The sequence below is a fragment of the Pseudomonas kermanshahensis genome, assembly GCF_014269205.2.
In the GTDB taxonomy this organism is placed as follows: domain Bacteria; phylum Pseudomonadota; class Gammaproteobacteria; order Pseudomonadales; family Pseudomonadaceae; genus Aquipseudomonas; species Aquipseudomonas kermanshahensis.
The window spans coordinates 1-16,831 of the sequence record NZ_JABWRY020000005.1; the positions used below are offsets into that span (position 1 = coordinate 1).

Annotated in this window: 14 protein-coding genes and 2 pseudogenes; 11 read left to right on the forward strand and 5 right to left on the reverse strand. The window is 61.5% G+C overall.

Annotation, left to right across the window (positions count from 1 at the left end):
* Nucleotides 1-5 precede the first annotated feature (5 nt).
* From dgcB to HU764_RS27995, 5 genes are all read left to right on the forward strand, one after another.
* Nucleotides 6-1,958, forward strand: coding sequence for a dimethylglycine demethylation protein DgcB (gene dgcB, locus HU764_RS27380; protein ID WP_099428112.1), 1,953 nt, complete (start codon nt 6-8; stop codon nt 1,956-1,958).
* Entirely contained in the window at nt 1,958-3,190 is a 1,233-nt protein-coding gene (gene etfA, locus HU764_RS27385) for an electron transfer flavoprotein subunit alpha (protein ID WP_186682909.1), read from the forward strand. The genes dgcB and etfA overlap by 1 nt, the downstream gene beginning before the upstream one ends.
* A gap of 10 nt (nt 3,191-3,200) precedes the next feature.
* Nucleotides 3,201-3,971: an electron transfer flavoprotein subunit beta gene (gene etfB / locus HU764_RS27390; RefSeq protein WP_186703154.1), complete on the forward strand. Its 771-nt coding sequence runs from the start codon at nt 3,201-3,203 to the stop codon at nt 3,969-3,971.
* A gap of 1,002 nt (nt 3,972-4,973) precedes the next feature.
* Nucleotides 4,974-5,798 carry an RHS repeat-associated core domain-containing protein gene (locus HU764_RS28235; protein WP_225935783.1) on the forward strand — a complete coding sequence of 275 codons (825 nt, stop codon included), beginning with the start codon at nt 4,974-4,976 and terminating at the stop codon, nt 5,796-5,798.
* A complete protein-coding gene (locus HU764_RS27995) occupies nt 5,798-6,529 on the forward strand; it encodes an RHS repeat-associated core domain-containing protein (RefSeq protein ID WP_186682901.1) in 732 nt (243 codons plus the stop codon). The genes HU764_RS28235 and HU764_RS27995 overlap by 1 nt, the downstream gene beginning before the upstream one ends.
* A 48-nt stretch (nt 6,530-6,577) precedes the next feature.
* On the opposite strand, the gene gbcA is transcribed toward HU764_RS27995, so the two are convergent.
* Nucleotides 6,578-7,870 (reverse strand): glycine-betaine demethylase subunit GbcA, encoded by a 1,293-nt coding sequence (gene gbcA, locus HU764_RS27410; protein WP_186682899.1) that lies wholly within the window; start codon nt 7,868-7,870, stop codon nt 6,578-6,580.
* Between the two features lie 295 nt (nt 7,871-8,165).
* On the opposite strand from gbcA, the gene gbcB reads away from it, so the two are divergent.
* On the forward strand, nt 8,166-9,266 hold the full coding sequence (gene gbcB / locus HU764_RS27415) for a glycine-betaine demethylase subunit GbcB (RefSeq protein WP_186682897.1): 1,101 nt from the start codon (nt 8,166-8,168) through the stop codon (nt 9,264-9,266).
* Nucleotides 9,267-9,386: 120 nt separating this feature from the next.
* On the opposite strand, the gene HU764_RS27420 is transcribed toward gbcB, so the two are convergent.
* The 3 genes and pseudogenes from HU764_RS27420 to HU764_RS28245 form a co-directional block, all read right to left on the reverse strand.
* A complete protein-coding gene (locus HU764_RS27420) occupies nt 9,387-9,842 on the reverse strand; it encodes an REP-associated tyrosine transposase (RefSeq protein ID WP_186703156.1) in 456 nt (151 codons plus the stop codon).
* 201 nt (nt 9,843-10,043) lie between these two features.
* Nucleotides 10,044-10,916, reverse strand: coding sequence for a methyl-accepting chemotaxis protein (locus HU764_RS28240; protein ID WP_371097753.1), 873 nt, complete (start codon nt 10,914-10,916; stop codon nt 10,044-10,046).
* Nucleotides 10,899-11,669: pseudogene (locus tag HU764_RS28245) on the reverse strand (MCP four helix bundle domain-containing protein); the annotation flags it as partial. The gene HU764_RS28240 and the pseudogene HU764_RS28245, both read right to left, overlap by 18 nt.
* A gap of 278 nt (nt 11,670-11,947) precedes the next feature.
* Here HU764_RS28245 and HU764_RS27430 point away from each other — a divergent pair.
* The 4 genes and pseudogenes from HU764_RS27430 (at nt 11,948) to HU764_RS28255 (ending at nt 14,606) form a co-directional block, all read left to right on the forward strand.
* A complete protein-coding gene (locus HU764_RS27430; RefSeq protein WP_027594302.1) occupies nt 11,948-12,178 on the forward strand; it encodes an MreC domain-containing protein in 231 nt (76 codons plus the stop codon).
* On the forward strand, nt 12,175-12,477 hold the full coding sequence (locus HU764_RS27435) for a cell division protein ZapA (RefSeq protein WP_027594303.1): 303 nt from the start codon (nt 12,175-12,177) through the stop codon (nt 12,475-12,477). The genes HU764_RS27430 and HU764_RS27435 overlap by 4 nt, the downstream gene beginning before the upstream one ends.
* A gap of 236 nt (nt 12,478-12,713) precedes the next feature.
* Nucleotides 12,714-13,742 (forward strand): annotated as a pseudogene (locus HU764_RS28250) (HAMP domain-containing protein); the annotation flags it as partial.
* Nucleotides 13,743-13,877: 135 nt separating this feature from the next.
* The gene (locus tag HU764_RS28255; protein WP_371097754.1) at nt 13,878-14,606 is read left to right on the forward strand and encodes a methyl-accepting chemotaxis protein; all 729 of its coding nucleotides are present in this window, start codon (nt 13,878-13,880) and stop codon (nt 14,604-14,606) included.
* A gap of 116 nt (nt 14,607-14,722) precedes the next feature.
* On the opposite strand, the gene HU764_RS27445 is transcribed toward HU764_RS28255, so the two are convergent.
* Nucleotides 14,723-15,763 carry a threonine aldolase family protein gene (locus HU764_RS27445; protein ID WP_186682887.1) on the reverse strand — a complete coding sequence of 347 codons (1,041 nt, stop codon included), beginning with the start codon at nt 15,761-15,763 and terminating at the stop codon, nt 14,723-14,725.
* Nucleotides 15,764-16,094: 331 nt separating this feature from the next.
* On the opposite strand from HU764_RS27445, the gene HU764_RS27450 reads away from it, so the two are divergent.
* Nucleotides 16,095-16,831 (forward strand): serine hydroxymethyltransferase (locus HU764_RS27450; protein WP_217835020.1); only part of this gene is annotated, 737 nt, incomplete at its 3' end.

A 16,831-nucleotide genomic window follows, 5' to 3' on the forward strand; every position in this document is an offset into this window, starting at 1 on the left:
CTCCCATGTTGAACACCCTTCTACCCATTCTGCTGTTCGCTGCCCTTGGCCTGGCGGTGCTCGGCGCCCTGCGCCGGGTGCGTATGTGGCGGCGTGGCCGAGCGTCCAAGGTCAATTTGATCGGCGGCCTGCTGGCCATGCCGCGACGCTACCTGGTCGACCTGCACCACGTGGTCGAACGCGACAAGTACATGTCCAAGACTCACGTCGCCACGGCGGGCGGCTTTGTGCTGTCGGCGGCCTTGGCGATCCTCGTGCACGGCTTCGGCCTGCAGAGCAAGATCCTTGGCTACGCGCTGCTGGTCGCCACGGTGATCATGTTCACCGGTGCGATCTTTGTCTTCAAACGCCGCCTTAACCCACCTGCGCGCCTGTCCAAGGGCCCGTGGATGCGCCTGCCGAAAAGCCTGCTGGTGTTTGCTGCAAGCTTCTTCATCGCCACCTTGCCGGTCGCCGGCATTCTGCCCGCCAACACCGGTGGCTGGGTGATGGTCGGCGTGCTTGGCCTGGGTGTGCTGTGGGGCGTGTCGGAGCTGTTCTTCGGCATGACCTGGGGCGGCCCGATGAAACACGCCTTCGCCGGTGCCTTGCACCTGGCCTGGCACCGCCGTGCCGAACGTTTCGGTGGCGGCCGCTCCACCGGCCTCAAGCCGCTGGACCTGGAAGACCCGAATGCGCCGCTGGGCGTGGAAAAACCGGTGGACTTCACCTGGAACCAGCTGCTCGGGTTCGATGCCTGCGTGCAGTGCGGTAAATGTGAAGCCATGTGCCCGGCCTATGCCGCTGGCCAGCCGCTGAACCCGAAAAAACTGATTCAAGACATGGTCATCGGCCTGGCCGGTGGCACCGACGCCAAGTTTGCTGGCAGCCCGTACCCGGGCAAGCCGATCGGCGAACATGGTGGCCACCCGCACCAGCCGATCGTCAACGGCCTGGTCGACGCCGAAACGCTGTGGTCGTGCACCACCTGCCGTGCCTGCGTCGAGGAATGCCCGATGATGATCGAGCACGTCGATGCCATCGTCGACATGCGCCGCCACCTTACCCTTGAAAAAGGTGCGACACCGAACAAAGGCGCGGAAGTACTGGAAAACCTGATCGCCACCGACAACCCAGGCGGCTTCGCCCCAGGCGGGCGGATGAACTGGGCGGCCGACCTCAACCTGAAACTGCTGTCGGACGTGAAAACCACCGAAGTGCTGTTCTGGGTGGGCGACGGCGCCTTCGACATGCGCAACCAGCGCACCCTGCGCTCGTTCGTCAAAGTGCTCAAGGCCTCGGGTGTGGACTTTGCCGTGCTTGGCCTGGAGGAACGCGACAGCGGTGACGTGGCACGTCGCCTGGGTGATGAAGCAACCTTCCAGCAATTGGCCAAACGCAATATCCAGACCTTGGCCAAATATACGTTCCAGCGCATCGTCACTTGCGACCCGCACAGTTTCCATGTGCTGAAAAACGAGTACGGCGCGCTGGGTGGGGATTACCAGGTGCAGCACCACAGCACCTACATCGCCGAACTGATCGCAGCCAAGAAGCTCAACCTCGGCCAACACAAGGGCGGCAGCGTCACCTACCACGACCCGTGCTACCTGGGCCGTTACAACGGTGAATACGAAGCGCCCCGTGAAGTGCTCAAGGCGTTGGGTATCGAAGTGCGCGAGATGGAACGCTCGGGCTTCCGTTCCCGTTGCTGTGGCGGCGGCGGCGGTGCGCCGATCACCGACATCCCGGGCAAGCAACGTATCCCCGACATGCGCATGGACGACATTCGCGAGACCCAGGCGGAGCTGGTTGCAGTGGGTTGCCCACAGTGCACCGCGATGCTTGAGGGCGTTGTCGAACCGCGCCCACAGATCAAGGACCTCGCCGAGTTGGTAGCCGATGTGCTGATCGAAGAGGAAACCCCTGCGGCCCCAAAGTCGCCAACGGTTAAACGTGAACCTGCGGAGGTGCACTGATGAGCGACATCATCCGCCGCGACCCACGCGCCGAGTGGATCGCCCGTAACCGTCTGCACCCGCTGCACGCGGCCATGCAGACGCAACAAACCAGCTGGATGGGGCCCAACGGCCTCATGCGCAAGAACCCGCATGCCATCGCCGCCGGTTTCATCGGCCCCAGTGGCATCAAGCGTATCGACCGCAGCGGTGCCCAGCAGGGCACGGGTGTCGGCGGGCGACGCACAGCGGCGGCGGCCGTCCAGTTGCCGCTGCACCAGGTGCCGGCGCCGGCGTTCTACATTGCCGTGGTGCCGGACATGGTCGGTGGCCGCCTGAGCAGCCACGACCGCGACCTGCTGGGCCTGGCCCATAGCCTGGCCGGCAACGACGGTGCTGTGTTGGCCGTGGTATTTGGCGAACATAAGGAAAGCAACTTTTCCACAGCCGGCGTCGACCGCCTGCTGGTTATCGAAGGCGAAGCGTTCGAGGGTTATGCACCCGAGCAGCTTGTGCAGGGGTTGCGGGCTGTGGATAACCAGTTCACGCCGCGCCACTGGCTGCTGCCTGACAGCCGCACCGGTGGCGGCGAGCTGGGGCGGCGCTTCGGTGCCGCCTTGGGCGAACGGCCCGCGACGCGGGTTTGGCAGGTCAAGGACGGCCAATGCATCGGCCGCGCCGGCGCGGGTCAACAGGACCTGCAACGCGCCGTGCCACGGTTGATCCTGGCTGCGGCAGAATGTGCGGAACCGGTCAGCGAAACCCGTCACGAAGCGCTGCCCGTAGAGTTGTCCACAAGCGTCGCACGCAGCCTGTCGCGTATCGAAGACCTCGGCTCGGTGGCCGTGGACCCGGCCACCATTGCCATGGCCGAGTCCGAGTTCATCGTTTCGGGCGGTAACGGCGTCAAGGACTGGGACCTGTACCACAAGGCAACTGCGGCCCTCGGCGCCACCGAAGGCGCCTCGCGGGTGGCGGTGGACGACGGCTTCATGCCGCGCAACCGCCAGGTCGGTGCTACCGGTACCTGGGTGACGGCACGGGTATACGTGGCTGTGGGTATCTCTGGCGCGATCCAGCACCTGCAGGGTATCGGTGCCTGCGACAAGGTGGTGGCGATCAACATGGACCCTGGCTGCGACATGATCAAACGGGCTGACCTGTCGGTGATTGGCGACAGTTCGGCGATTCTCAAGGCGTTGATCGAGGCTGTGGACAACTTCCGCAGCGGCGCCCAGCGCGACGCGGCATAAGGGCACGAGCATGAGTACGAAAGTCATCAGCCTGGTTTCCATCGGTGCTCACCCAAGCTCTGGCCGCGCGCGCCGCGCCGAGCAAGATGCCCGCGCCGTGGAGCTGGGGTTGCAACTGGCTGGGGATAACTTGCAGGTGGTGCATGCCGGTGACCCGCAGGAAGAGGCGCTGCGGGCCTATCTGGGCATGGGGCTGGAGCACCTGGACGTTCTGGAACAGCCAGCCGGGGCGGATGTGTTGGGCGTGCTTGGCGACTACCTGCGCGACGCTGGCGCCCAGCTGGTGCTGACCGGGACTCAGGCTGAAACGGGCGAAGGTTCGGGCATGTTGCCGTTCCTGCTGGCCGAGAAGCTGGGCTGGCCGTTGATCGTTGGCCTGGCGGAAGTGGAGTCGATTGAAAATGGCACCGCCCAGGTGCTGCAGGCACTGCCACGCGGGCAGCGGCGTCGCCTGAAGGTGCGCCTGCCGTTGTTGGCGACTGTGGATAACGCCGCGCCCAAGCCACGCCAGAGCGCGTTCGGGCCGGCGCGGCGGGGTGTGTTGGCAGCGCGTAACGTGGCGATTGTCGAAGACGACCTGCTGGCCGAGGCAGAGCTGCAACCGGCCCGCCCACGGCCCAAGCGACTGAAGGTGATCAAGGCCAAGAGCGGCGCCGACCGGATGAAAGCGGCAACGGCCAAGGCCAGTGGCGGCGGGGGCAAGGTGCTCAAGGATGTATCGCCGCAAGAGGGCGCTGAGGCAATCCTCAAGCTATTGGTGGAGGAAGGGGTCCTGCGCTGAATTAGCAGGCCCTTCACATGCCTTGCATCATGCGCGCACTTTGTAGGAGCAGCCTTGTGCTGCGAAGAGGCCGGTAAATGCACAGTGATTCTTCGCTGCTGTCACGGGCCTCTTCGCAGCGCAAGGCTGCTCCTACAGGGCCGGTTTGCTGGGCCGTCAAGGCAGCTCGCCAGCCACATTGAAGGCCCAGAAGGCCAACCCTTCGATCACCGGTTCGAAGGTGACCCGCTCCCCTCCAGCAGACGCACCCTGCCCACCATCAGAATTGCACACCGTGCCACGAAATAGTCCCCGCTGCCGTCCTCAGCCTTGATCACTCCCACTCCCTTCACCTCGTGGAACCACTTCACAGTGCCGTTCAGGCGCCTGTGCATAAGTGACCTCTGGCTAAGCCCAACCTGTGGCTTCAATCAAACACAAAGGGGGTTATGTGGAAACTGGCAGAAATGACAGGTCCGGTGGGATCTTACCCCCGGAATCTGTTCGCCAAGGTGTGGATAAAGTGTTCGTGCTTCTCTGCAGGCCAAGAGGGACGCGGGATTCAAGGGCATGATCGAATAATGATCAAATAAAAGCTGGCATTGGGCTGTTTGAATGCGGGGCTGATGCGCGAAGTTCCCCACAATCGCTGTTGGCGGCTCTGTGGATAAGATGTTGGCCGTCGTCTGTAGCACATGCACATAGCGGGCTTGGCGATATCGTTCAAATAATGATCAAGTCTTCTCCGTATTGCGCAAACCGTTACCAACTGGGCCTTTCAAGCGTTTATTCACAGCCTTGAACAGACAACAGGAGGAGTTGTTAACGAATTCTGTTCATCCACCTGTGGGCAAGGTGTTCGTGAATGGTCGTAGCCCTTGTAGGGCCTGGGCTGTAGAGTTTTGTTCAAAATTCGACCAAGGCAACTGTCATTTCTGCCAGTTTCCTAATGTGCTCACGGGTACTATCGTCTCGTTATTCCATCGAAACGAGCTCAGACTATCGATGAATAACCTTTTGCTGATGACCGATAGGCAGCGTTCAGTGTTGGCGGGGCGCAGCTCAAGCTCGATAGAAAGAGCCTTCACCCCATACGGCTATGCGCCACTGGGGGCAGGCCCTCTCACGGCCTTTGCGGGGCAGTGTCATGATCCATTGACAGGGTGCTATCACCTTGGCAACGGACATAGGCTGTATGGCCCTCGCCAGATGCGTTACTTGAGCCCAGATCGCCTGAGCCCCTTTGGCAGGGGCGGGTTGAATGCATATGCCTACTGTGCAGCGGACCCTGTGAACCACATCGACCCTAGCGGCAGGTTCCTGGCGGTACTGACTTCAATTGAAGCTTCCAGAGCTACGACCCTTGCGGCCTATGCCGGCCTCAATGTGGCTGCCTGGATGACGCGTGCCCAAAACAACGCGGGTGTCTGGGGGCTGCGGCAACTGGCAGTCGAAACAGCATTGGTGACGACAGGCGTGGGAATGTTGTTTACCGGCTCGCCTAGTTTGCAGCCCGTGGCGTTGGGCTTGGTTACCGCTGGCAATACAACTTCGATCTTTAAATCGTTAATAACGATCGGGCAAAGGTTGGGAAATGGGTTGGGAGAAGCTTGGAGGTCTATAGGAGACAATATCCGCAGTGTTTTCAGTATAAAGCGTGAACAAAAACAAATTCTGCCTCCCACGCCTAGCCCAGCGTCGTCAATACCTGCTATTTCCAATACTGTCAGGGGGCTCAGAATCGATATGGACTCGGGCCATATGAGCATTCAGATGCATGAAATAGTCTCGGAGGTCAGATCTGGGGAGGTGAGTCCACCTCAGCATTTACAGACGACTTGGCTGTGATGCGCCATACCCGCTCACGTAGCTATACCGCCTGGGGTGCTGTGTGTGGGGTGGTGTCTGGCTCCCGCCTGGCATTTTGCGGGGAATACCGCGACGCATTGGCTGGGCATTACCTTCTCGGTAACGGTCGACGGGCCTACAACCCAGCGCTCATGCGCTTCAACAGCGCCGATACGCTCAGCCCGTTTGGCAGGGGCGGGATAAATACCTATGCCTATTGCTTAAACGATCCGATCAACCGGGTCGATCGCAATGGCGCATTCTCCTTTCCCAACTCAGTTTATTTTGCTGTCTTGGCAGAAAGTGCACTTAACGTCGTGGATGGATTAATGGCGACGCTCAAACTGATCGTTCAGTCGCGCCAACTGGGCTCCACGCCTTCATTTAAGCAACAAGTTCAGGTCCTTGCCAAAACCCAAAAGGGGATTGCGAAAATTGCAGCGTCTGCCTTTGCTTGGAAGGAGCAGGGGGCTCCGACTATTCCGTCCGTGACAGAAAGTGCAATGGCGGGAGCTGTGGCTACGGGCCTTGGTATCACGGAGCGTTTTGTGAACCTCAAGCTGAGCTCGGATGTCGTGGTGCCCTATCTGTGGAAATCACCAGGCCAGATACCCGGCGTGGTCGTGGACCTTATGCGGATTCAGACAGGAATTAGCCCGGTGCAGACGATTGTCAGTAACGTTGTGCAGAAGATCCGTGGAAACCCGGTGGGCACGATTGATCGTGCATGAAGGTCATAACCAGGCAGCCAATTTTCTGCCTGCCTGGTTCACTATTGTTTACTGCGCCTGCACTTCCTTCAAATACGGCGCCGGCTCCGCCCCCAGGTTCTCCAGCACCCGCTGGCTGTACCAGTCGATGAAGTTCACCACACCAAACTCATAAGTCTTCGAGTACGGCCCTGGCTGATAAGCCGTGGAGTTGATCCCGCGTTGGTTCTCTTCCGCCAGGCGGCGGTCCTGGTCGTTGGTGGCATCCCACACCTTGCGCATGCGCTCCGGGTCGTAGTCGACGCCTTCAACCGCATCCTTGTGCACCAGCCACTTGGTGGTGACCAAGGTCTCCTGGGCGCTGATCGGCCACACGGTGAAGACGATCATGTGATCGCCCATGCAGTGGTTCCACGAGTGAGGCAGGTGCAGGATGCGCATCGAGCCGAGGTCCGGGTTCTTGATACGGCCCATCAGCTTCTGGCAGGCCTGCTTGCCGTCCATGGTCATCGACACAGTGCCCTTGAGCAGCGGCATGCGCACGATGCGGTTACGCAGGCCGTGGCTCTTGTGCAGGTACGGGATTTTCTCGGCTTCCCAGGCGGCGGCAGAGGCAGCCACGTGGTCTTTGAATTCCTGGCTGGCACGCGGGTCGTTGGTGTCGTCCCATTCCAGCAGGGTCTGCAGCAGCTCGGGGTGCGAGCCGCTGCAGTGGTAGCACTCGCGGTTGTTTTCCAGTACCAGCTTCCAGTTGGCCTTTTCCAGCAACTGGGTCTGCACCGCGATCTTGGTGTTCTCCATGTCGTACGGTTCCATGTAATGGTCCAAAGTGGCCAGGAACTCGTCGATGGCTGGCGGGTTTTCCGCCAGGCTGATGAAGATGTAACCCCCCGCGACCTTCACGTTCACAGGCTTGAGGCCGTATTCCTTCATGTCGAAGTCGGCGCCCATTTCGGTGCCGGCGAACAGCAGGCGGCCGTCCAGCTCGTAGGTCCACTGGTGGTAATGGCAGACCAGCTTGGCCACCTTGCCCTTGTCGCTGGTGCACAGGCGCGAGCCGCGGTGGCGGCAGACGTTGTGGAAGGCGTGTACCTTACCTTCTGCGCCACGGATGACGATGATCGGGTTCTTGCCGATCTGCAGGGTGATGAAGTTGCCTTTGGCCGGAATCTCGCAAGTCATGCCGGCGATCAGCCACTCTTTGTGGAAGATCTCCTGCATGTCGATCTGGAACAGACGCTCGTCGGTGTAGAAAGGCTGGGGCAGCGAGTAGGTGCGCTCGCGGGTTTGCAGCATCTCGGCGGTGGCCTTGCGTGCTGCTTCCAGTGGATCGCCCAGGCTCAGGGTTGCGGTGACGTCCATCGTGTGGTCCTCGGGGCCGTGTGCGGCCGGCAAAAGGTGGCTAATCATTGTTGTGGTGCCGCAAGGCTGTCGTTACAAAAACAGCAGGTTCTTTTGCCGTGGAGTGTGCGTCCGAAGGCGCCGTGAACCGTATCCATGGGCGACATGGCCGATTGGAATAACGACGCCACAGCCCTTGTAGCATGGGGCTGGTCGCGATAAGTACGCCGATGTCGCAGGCAGGAATGTACGTCGCCTTCAGCTTGCGCATTATCGACGCCATAAAAAGGCCAATAGTCGGCTGCTGGAGATGAACATGTCCGATACCTTCCTCAATCCGGTCACCACCCAGACCTGGGCCAACGGCCGCCACATCGTGCGCTGCGTCAAGGTCATCCAGGAGACCTGGGACGTGCGCACCTTCTGCTTCATGGCCGACCAACCGATCATGTTCTTCTTCAAGCCAGGGCAGTTCGTCACCTTGGAGCTTGAGATCGAAGGCAAGCCGGTGATGCGCTCCTACACCATCTCCAGTTCGCCGTCGGTGCCATACAGCTTCTCGATCACCGTCAAGCGGGTGCCGGGTGGGCATGTCTCCAACTACCTGCACGACACCATGCACGAAGGCGCCGAACTGCCTGTGCACGGGCCGGTGGGGCTGTTCAACGCCATCGACTTCCCGTCGGGCAAAGTGTTGTACCTCTCGGGCGGTGTCGGTATTACCCCGGTAATGTCGATGGCGCGGTGGTTCTACGACACCAACGCCAATGTCGACATGGTCTTCGTGCACAGCGCCCGTTCGCCGAAAGACATCATCTTCCACCGCGAGCTGGAGCAGATGGCCTCGCGCATCCCCAACTTCAGCCTGCACATCATTTGCGAGAAGCACGGGCTGGGCGAGCCCTGGGCCGGTTACCGCGGTTACCTGAACCAGCGTTTGATGGAACTGATCGCGCCCGACTACATGGAGCGCACGGTATTCTGCTGCGGCCCGACGCCGTACATGACCGCGGTCAAACGCATGCTGGAAGCCGTCGGCTTCGACATGAAGAACTACCACGAAGAGTCGTTCGGCGCGACGCCCGCAGAAGCCAAGGCCGATGCCGTGGAGCATGCCGAGCAGGCTGCCGATGCGCCGGAAGTGGATGTTTCGGACCTCAACCTGGTGGAGTTCATCGGCAGCGAGAAGAGCATCCGCATCGCCCCGGGCGAGACCGTGCATGCGGCGGCGGCGAAAGTTGGGCTGATGATCCCCAAGGCTTGCGGCATGGGCATTTGCGGGACATGCAAGGTGCTCAAGCTGGGTGGCGAGGTGGAGATGGAACACAACGGCGGCATTACCGAGGATGACGAGGCCGAGGGGTACATCCTGTCGTGCTGCAGTGTGCCGAAAGGGGATGTGCGGATCGATTACTGATCTGCAGATTTGGGGCCGCTCTGCGGCCCATTCGCGGCACAAGGCCGCTCCCACAGGTTCACCGCAGGCTTGAGGGTTACGGTGATTTTGTGGGAGCGGGCTTGCCCCGCGAAGGGGCCATCAGATCCACACAGCATCCCAATGTGGATAATCGCCAGCACGGTCTACCAGCCCTGCTCTTATGGGGTTGGCAACGATGTACCTCGCCATTTGCAGCACACTCTCCTCCCGGCGCAAAGCCCGGTCCTGATAGCCGGGCTGCCATATCTTTTCGCGCCGCATACCCCGCTGATAAAGCGCATGACTGCTGCGCGACTTGAACCTGCGCATCAGGCAGCACAACGTGCCACTTCGCAATTCGATCAGCCAATGCACATGGTCAGGCATTACCACCCAGGCCAGGGATCGGCAAAGCCCGTCGAGCTCGGCCAGTCTCAGTTGCTGGATCACGCCTCGGGCAAACTGCAGTTGAGTGAAGATCCGCTTGCGTTCAAGAGTGACCGTGGTCAGCAGGTATATCCCGCCCGGCTGAGAAAAACGGCCACGGCGCAGTAGGTGGGATTGGGCACGCTCCATGTGATGCTCCCTGAATTAAGATTCAGGTGAAACACTAGGTTAGCGGGTAGTGGCCTGAGACCTGGAAATGGTTGCTGGATGTTGGAGGTAGGGCAGTGCCGGCCCTTTCGCGGGGCAAGCCCGCTCCCACAGCTTCTGCGCAAGCCTGAAGTATGCGGTGAACCTGTGGGAGCGGGCTTGCCCCGCGAAAGGGGCCGCAGATCAGGTGCGGAAGCGCGCTACCAGCCCATTCAAATCCACCGCCAACCGCGACAACTCGGCACTCGCCGCGCTGGTCTGATGCGCCCCGGTCGCGCTCTGCACCGACAGGTCATTGATATTCACCAGGTTGCGGTCCACCTCACGGGCCACCTGGGCCTGCTCTTCCGCCGCGCTGGCAATCACCAAGTTACGCTCGTTGATCTGCGCCACCGCACCCGCAATGGTATCCAGCGCCATGCCCGCACCCCGGGCGATATTCAAGGTCGACGCGGCACGTTCTGTGCTGGTGCGCATCGACTCCACCGCCTCTTCGGTCCCGCCCTGGATGCTACCAATCATCCGCTCGATTTCGCTGGTCGACTGCTGGGTACGATGGGCCAATGCCCGCACTTCATCCGCCACCACGGCAAAACCGCGGCCTGCTTCACCGGCACGGGCCGCTTCGATCGCGGCATTGAGCGCCAGCAGGTTGGTCTGGTCGGCCAGGCCGCGAATCACATCCAGCACTTTGCCAATGTCGCGCGACTGCTCGGCCAGGTGGGTGATCAGCGTGGCAGTGGCCTGCACATCACCGCTCATGCGCTCGATGGCGCCGACGGTCTCCAGTACCAGGTCGCGCCCGTCGCCGGCCGAACGGCTGGCTTCACCAGAGGCCTCCGAGGTGCTGACCGCATTGCGCGCCACTTCTTCCACGGCGCTGGTCATCTCGGTGACCGCGGTGGCGGCCTGCTCGATTTCGTTGTTCTGTTGCTGCAAGCCACGGGCGCTTTCGTCAGTGACGCTGTTGAGCTCTTCCGCGGCCGAGGCCAGTTGGGTCGCCGAACCGGCAATCAATTGCAGGGTGTCGCGCAGTTTCTCCTGCATGCGGGCCATGGCGCGTAGCAGGCGCGCGGCTTCGTCGGTGCCTTCGGCACGGATGACGTGGGTGAGGTCGCCGTCGGCCACCTGCTCGGCGCATTTGAGCGCCTCTTCAATCGGTTTGACGATACTGCGGGTCAGCAGGAAGGCGCACAGCAGGGTCAGCACCGTGGCTGCGATCAACAGGCCAATCACCAGGGCGAAGGCAGAGGCGTACTGGCTGGCAGCCGTTTCATTGGTGGCGCGGGTCTGGTCGGTGTTGATGCGCACCAAGGTGTCCATGACCTTGTTGATCTGCTCGGAGTTGGCCAGCATGTCGCGGTTGAGCAGGTCGCGCAATTCGTCGGTGCGGCCTGCCTGGCTCAGGCTACGCATGCGCGCCTCCAGCTGGCGGTACTGATTGAGCAGTTGGCTGTATTGATCGTAAGCCGCTTGCTCGTCGCGTGCGCCGATCATGGGCTCGTAGGCACGGCGCGCTTGGTCGATCTGGGTGTTGCGTTGGTCCAGCAGGTTGAGGGTGTCGCGCTGCGTCTCTGGGTCGCGGTTGAGCAGCAGGCGATAGGAAAGGGTGCGCATGCGCAGGTTCAGCGCAGTAAGTTCGTCCAGCGTCTTGATGCTGGGCACGCTGATGCTTTCGATGGCAACGCCGGCCTGGCGGATGTTGCCCATCTGCATCAGCGAGAAGATGCCGAGGCCGAGCATCAACAGGCCGATCAGCGCGAAGCCGAGCAGCGCGCGCGGGGCGATATTCATGTTGCGTAGGGACATGAGGGGCGTAATCCAGGCAAGGGAAAGAGGTCGCAGGGGAGGGCGACGAAATATGACTTGCCTGGCTATCGGTCGTGACTGGTCAGTCTTGAGCGAGACCGGTGAAAATTGTGAGCGCGCTAACCTTTTCCTGACCGGCGGTTGATCCAAGTCGGAACAAGCAGGCGCTTACCCTGTCAATCTGCGGGTTAGAAACCTTAAGAATCCGATATTTAATGGCGAGGACTCACGCTTTTCTTTATCGTGTGCGGCCTTTGCAACAACCTGAGATAGACCCCATGCTGGAAGCCTCCCTGAATCAAATCGAGCAACTGGTCAGCGACCTGATGCAGAAAAACGCTCAACTCACCGAGCAGAACACTACCCTGGGTCAGCAACTGGCCCAGGCCAAGGAAGAAAACGAGACCCTGCAGCTGTCGCTGATGGAGCAGGAAGAGAAGAACGGCGCCACCGCCGCGCGCATTCAGGCGCTGGTTGACCGCGCCAATGCGGGTGTCGTCAACGCATGAGCCTGCAAGCGCAGCCGGTCAATGTCGTGTCGATCCTCGGCAGCGACTATTCGATCAAGGCGCCCGAAGGCCAGGAAGAAACCCTGGCGCAGGCGGTGCGGATGCTGAACACCGCCCTGGCCGAGACCAAGCGTTCCTACCCGACCCTGATCGGTGACAAGCTGCTGGTGCTGGCGGCCCTGAACCTGTGTTCCAAGCAGGTTGAGCTGCAAAAAGAGCATCAGCAGACGCTGGCGCGTACCCAGGCGCAGATCGACGCCACGGTGGACGCGATCGTTCGGACTATCGCCGAACAATAAAGCACTCCGCGATCCCTTGTAGGAGCAGCCTTGTGCTGCGAAGAGGCCGGTGAAAACGCAGTGATTTCCGCTGCTGTCACCGGCCTCTTCGCAGCACAAGGCTGCTCCTACAATGTCCCAGATCACTGGAATAACTGGATACGTGAGTGTATACACTTCCCCCAAAACAATAATTGGCGGGGAGCACGGGCATGCGTATCTGGCGGCAAAGTATCCAGTGGCAATTGATCGCAAGCATGGGCGCAGCCCTGCTGGCGAGCATCCTGGTGGTGGTGATCATTTTCACGGTGGCGCTCAACCGCCTCACCGAACGCTACCTGGTCGACACCGCGCTGCCAGCCAGTGTCGAGGCAATCCGCAACGATATCGAGCGCATGCTCGGCCAGCCGCTGGTGGCGGCCGCCGACATAGCCGGCAATACCCTGCTGCGCGATTGGCTTGCCGAGGGCGAAGACCCCGCTCAAACCTCACGCTTTATCGAATACCTTGAGGCTGCCAAGCAGCGCAACAAAGCCTTTACCACGCTGTTCGCCTCCACCGAAACCGGCCACTACTACAACGAGAAGGGGCTGGACCGCACACTCAGCCGGGCCAACCCGAAGGACACGTGGTTCTACGGCTACATCGACAGCGGCGCCGAGCGCCTGATCAACATCGACATTGACGGTGCCACGGGCGAGTTGGCGCTGTTCATCGACTATCGCGTGGAAAAAGACGGCAAGCTGGTTGGCGTGGCGGGTATGGGCTTGCGCATGACCGAGTTGTCGAAGCTGATCCACGATTTCAGCTTTGGCGAGCACGGCAAGGTATTTTTGGTACGCAACGATGGGCTGATCCAGGTGCACCCGGACAGCGCCTTCAGCGGCAAGCGCCAGCTTGTCGACCAGCTTGACGCACAGGCCGCGAAAGCGGTGATGAGTGGCGACCAGGGCCTGCGTACCAGCCGCTTCCAGCGTGATGGCGAAGGCTACCTGGCATTAGGCTTGCCTCTGCGCGACCTGAACTGGACCTTGGTCGCCGAAGTGCCTGAGGCCGAGATCTACGCACAGATGCATCAGGCAGTCTGGCTTACCACCTTGATCGGTGGCGGCGTGGCGCTGTTGTCGTTGCTGCTGGTGGTGTTGCTGGCGCGCGGCTTGGTACGGCCGATCCGCCGCGTCACGGCCGCACTGGTGCAGATCGGCAGCGGCGCGGGAGACCTTAGCCACCGCCTGGATGATTCGCGCCAAGACGAACTGGGTGACTTGGCCCGAGGCTTCAACCGCTTCCTCGACAGCCAGCGCGGGTTGATCGGCGAGGTGCTGCGCACGACTGAACGCTTGCACCTGGCCGTCGAGCAGGTGACCCAGGTGGTGGACAACACGGCCGAGCGCTCCGGTCGCCAGCAGGAAATGACCGAAATGGTCGCCACCGCCGTGCATGAGATGGGCCTGACCGTGCAGGACATCGCCCGCAATGCTGGCAATGCCGCTGAAGCGTCACAATCGGCGCGCGACGAAGCTTTACAGGCGCGTGACGTGGTGCGGCGCTCGATCCAGGGTATTGAAGGCATGTCCGGCGACATCGGCAAGGCGGCGGATGCGGTCGCACAGTTGGCCGACGAAGTCGCCTCGATCGATGAAGTATTGGCGGTGATCCGCAGTATTTCCGAACAAACCAACCTCTTGGCGCTGAACGCTGCCATCGAGGCGGCGCGGGCAGGGGAGATGGGGCGTGGTTTTGCCGTGGTCGCCGATGAGGTGCGTACCCTGGCGCGGCGTACGCAGCTGTCTACCGATGAAGTGCAGCAGATGATCCAGCGCTTGAAGCAGGGCGCAGGCTCGGCGGTGACGTCGATGCAGGCAGGGCAGCAGGCGACGGGCAGCGGCGTTGAGTCGAGCCAACGTACCGGTGCCTCGCTGGGGGCGATTACCGACAAGGTCGAGCACATCAGCGACATGAACCATCAGGTGGCGACAGCGACTGAAGAGCAGTCAGCGGTGACGGAGGAGATCAACCGGACGGTACAGGGGATTTCCGACCTGGCCAGGGAGACAGCGGCGGAGGTGCAGGGGTGCCGGGCGGAGTGCCAGGCGTTGCGTGGGTTGGCTGATGATCTGGCGCGGCAGATGGGGGGGTTCAAGCTTTAGAGGGTTGGAGCTGCTGCCATCGCATTCGCGGGGCAAGCCCGCTCCCACAGGGTCCTCACAGATGCTGAAACTGTGCAGGACCTATGGGAGCGGGCTTGCCCCGCGAATGCGATCTATCAGGCAGTGATGATCGCGCGGATATCCGCCGCCAGCTCACGCACCCGGTCTTCTTCAGTATCCCAGGAGCACATGAACCGCGCCCCGCCACTGCCAATAAAGGTATAGAACCGCCAGCCCTTGCCCCGCAGCGCTTCAATCGCGTGCTCTGGCATCTGCAGAAACACCCCGTTGGCCTCCACCGGGAACATCAGCTCCACCCCTGGCAGGTCGCTCACCAGCGATGCCAGCAGCTGCGCGCAGTGGTTGGCGTGCGTGCCGTGGCGCAGCCAGGCGCCATCTTCCAACAGCCCGACCCAGGGCGCAGACAAGAAGCGCATCTTCGACGCCAACTGCCCGGCCTGCTTGCAGCGGTAGTCGAAGTCTTCGGCCAGCTGGCGATTGAAGAACAGGATCGCCTCGCCCACCGCCATGCCGTTCTTGGTGCCGCCAAAACACAGCACATCGACGCCGGCCTTCCAGGTCAGCTCTGCCGGGCTGCAACCGAGGAACGCGCAGGCATTGGTGAAGCGTGCGCCGTCCATGTGCAGGTTAAGGCCCAGTTCCTTGCAGGTGGCGCTGATCGCCTTGAGCTCGTCGGGGCGGTACACGGTGCCCACTTCGGTGGCCTGGGTGAGTGTTACCACACGTGGCTTGGGATAGTGGATGTCCTGGCGCTTCAACGCCACTTCTCGGATCGACTCAGGCGTCAGCTTGCCGTTGACGCTGGGCGCGGTGAGCAGCTTGGAACCGTTGGAGAAAAACTCCGGCGCGCCGCATTCGTCGGTTTCGACGTGGGCGGTCTCGGAGCAGATAACGCTGTGGTAGCTCTGGCACAGCGAGGCCAGGGCCAGGGAGTTGGCTGCAGTGCCGTTGAAGGCGAAAAACACTTCGCAGTCGGTTTCGAACAAGTTGCGGAAGTACTCGGCGGCGCGCTCGGTCCACTGGTCATCGCCATAGGCGCGTTCGTGGCCCATGTTGGCCTTGGCCATGGCGGCCCAGGCTTCGGGGCAGATGCCGGAATAGTTGTCGCTGGCGAATTGTTGGCTCTTATCTGTCATGACACGGTCCTGTGAACGACGCAGAACAGCACTCTAAACCATCGATTCAGCAGTTGCCTATACAACCCAGACATAAGCTGATTTCAGGGTTGTCTGAACGGGCCTCTTCGCGGGTAAACCCCGCTCCCACAATGGCCCTGCGTACGCGGCCATTGTGGGAGCGGGCTTGCCCCGCGAAGAGGCCGGCATGCACAACACAAAAGCGAATGTCGTAAACGCGCCATTGCAAGGCGTGCGCAGGCATCTGACCCACCCCGGCCAGTCATACCATCGCCACAAAGGGCCACAGTGCTCTACAGACAAGAAATGATCGCTGCCGGGAGACAACAAGATGTTCAGCAAGCAAGACCAGATCCAGGGTTACGACGACGCACTGCTGGCGGCGATGAATGCCGAAGAACAGCGCCAGGAAGATCACATCGAGCTGATCGCCTCGGAGAACTACACCAGCAAGCGCGTCATGCAGGCCCAAGGCAGCGGCCTGACCAACAAATACGCCGAAGGCTACCCAGGCAAGCGCTACTACGGTGGCTGCGAGCACGTGGACAAGGTCGAGGCACTGGCCATCGAGCGCGCCAAGCAGCTGTTCGGTGCTGACTACGCCAACGTCCAGCCGCACTCCGGCTCTTCCGCCAACGGCGCGGTGTACCTGGCCCTGCTGCAGGCCGGTGACACCATCCTGGGCATGAGCCTGGCCCACGGCGGCCACCTGACCCACGGCGCTAAAGTGTCGTCCTCGGGCAAGCTGTACAACGCGGTTCAATACGGCATCGACACCAAGACCGGCCTGATCGACTACGACGAAGTCGAGCGCCTGGCGGTCGAGCACAAGCCGAAAATGATCGTCGCCGGCTTCTCGGCCTACTCCAAGACCCTGGACTTCCCACGCTTCCGCGCCATCGCCGACAAGGTCGGTGCGCTGTTGTTCGTCGACATGGCCCACGTTGCCGGCCTGGTTGCCGCTGGCCTGTACCCCAACCCGATCCCGTTCGCTGACGTGGTCACCACCACCACCCACAAGACCCTGCGCGGCCCACGTGGCGGCCTGATCCTGGCCAAGTCCAACGA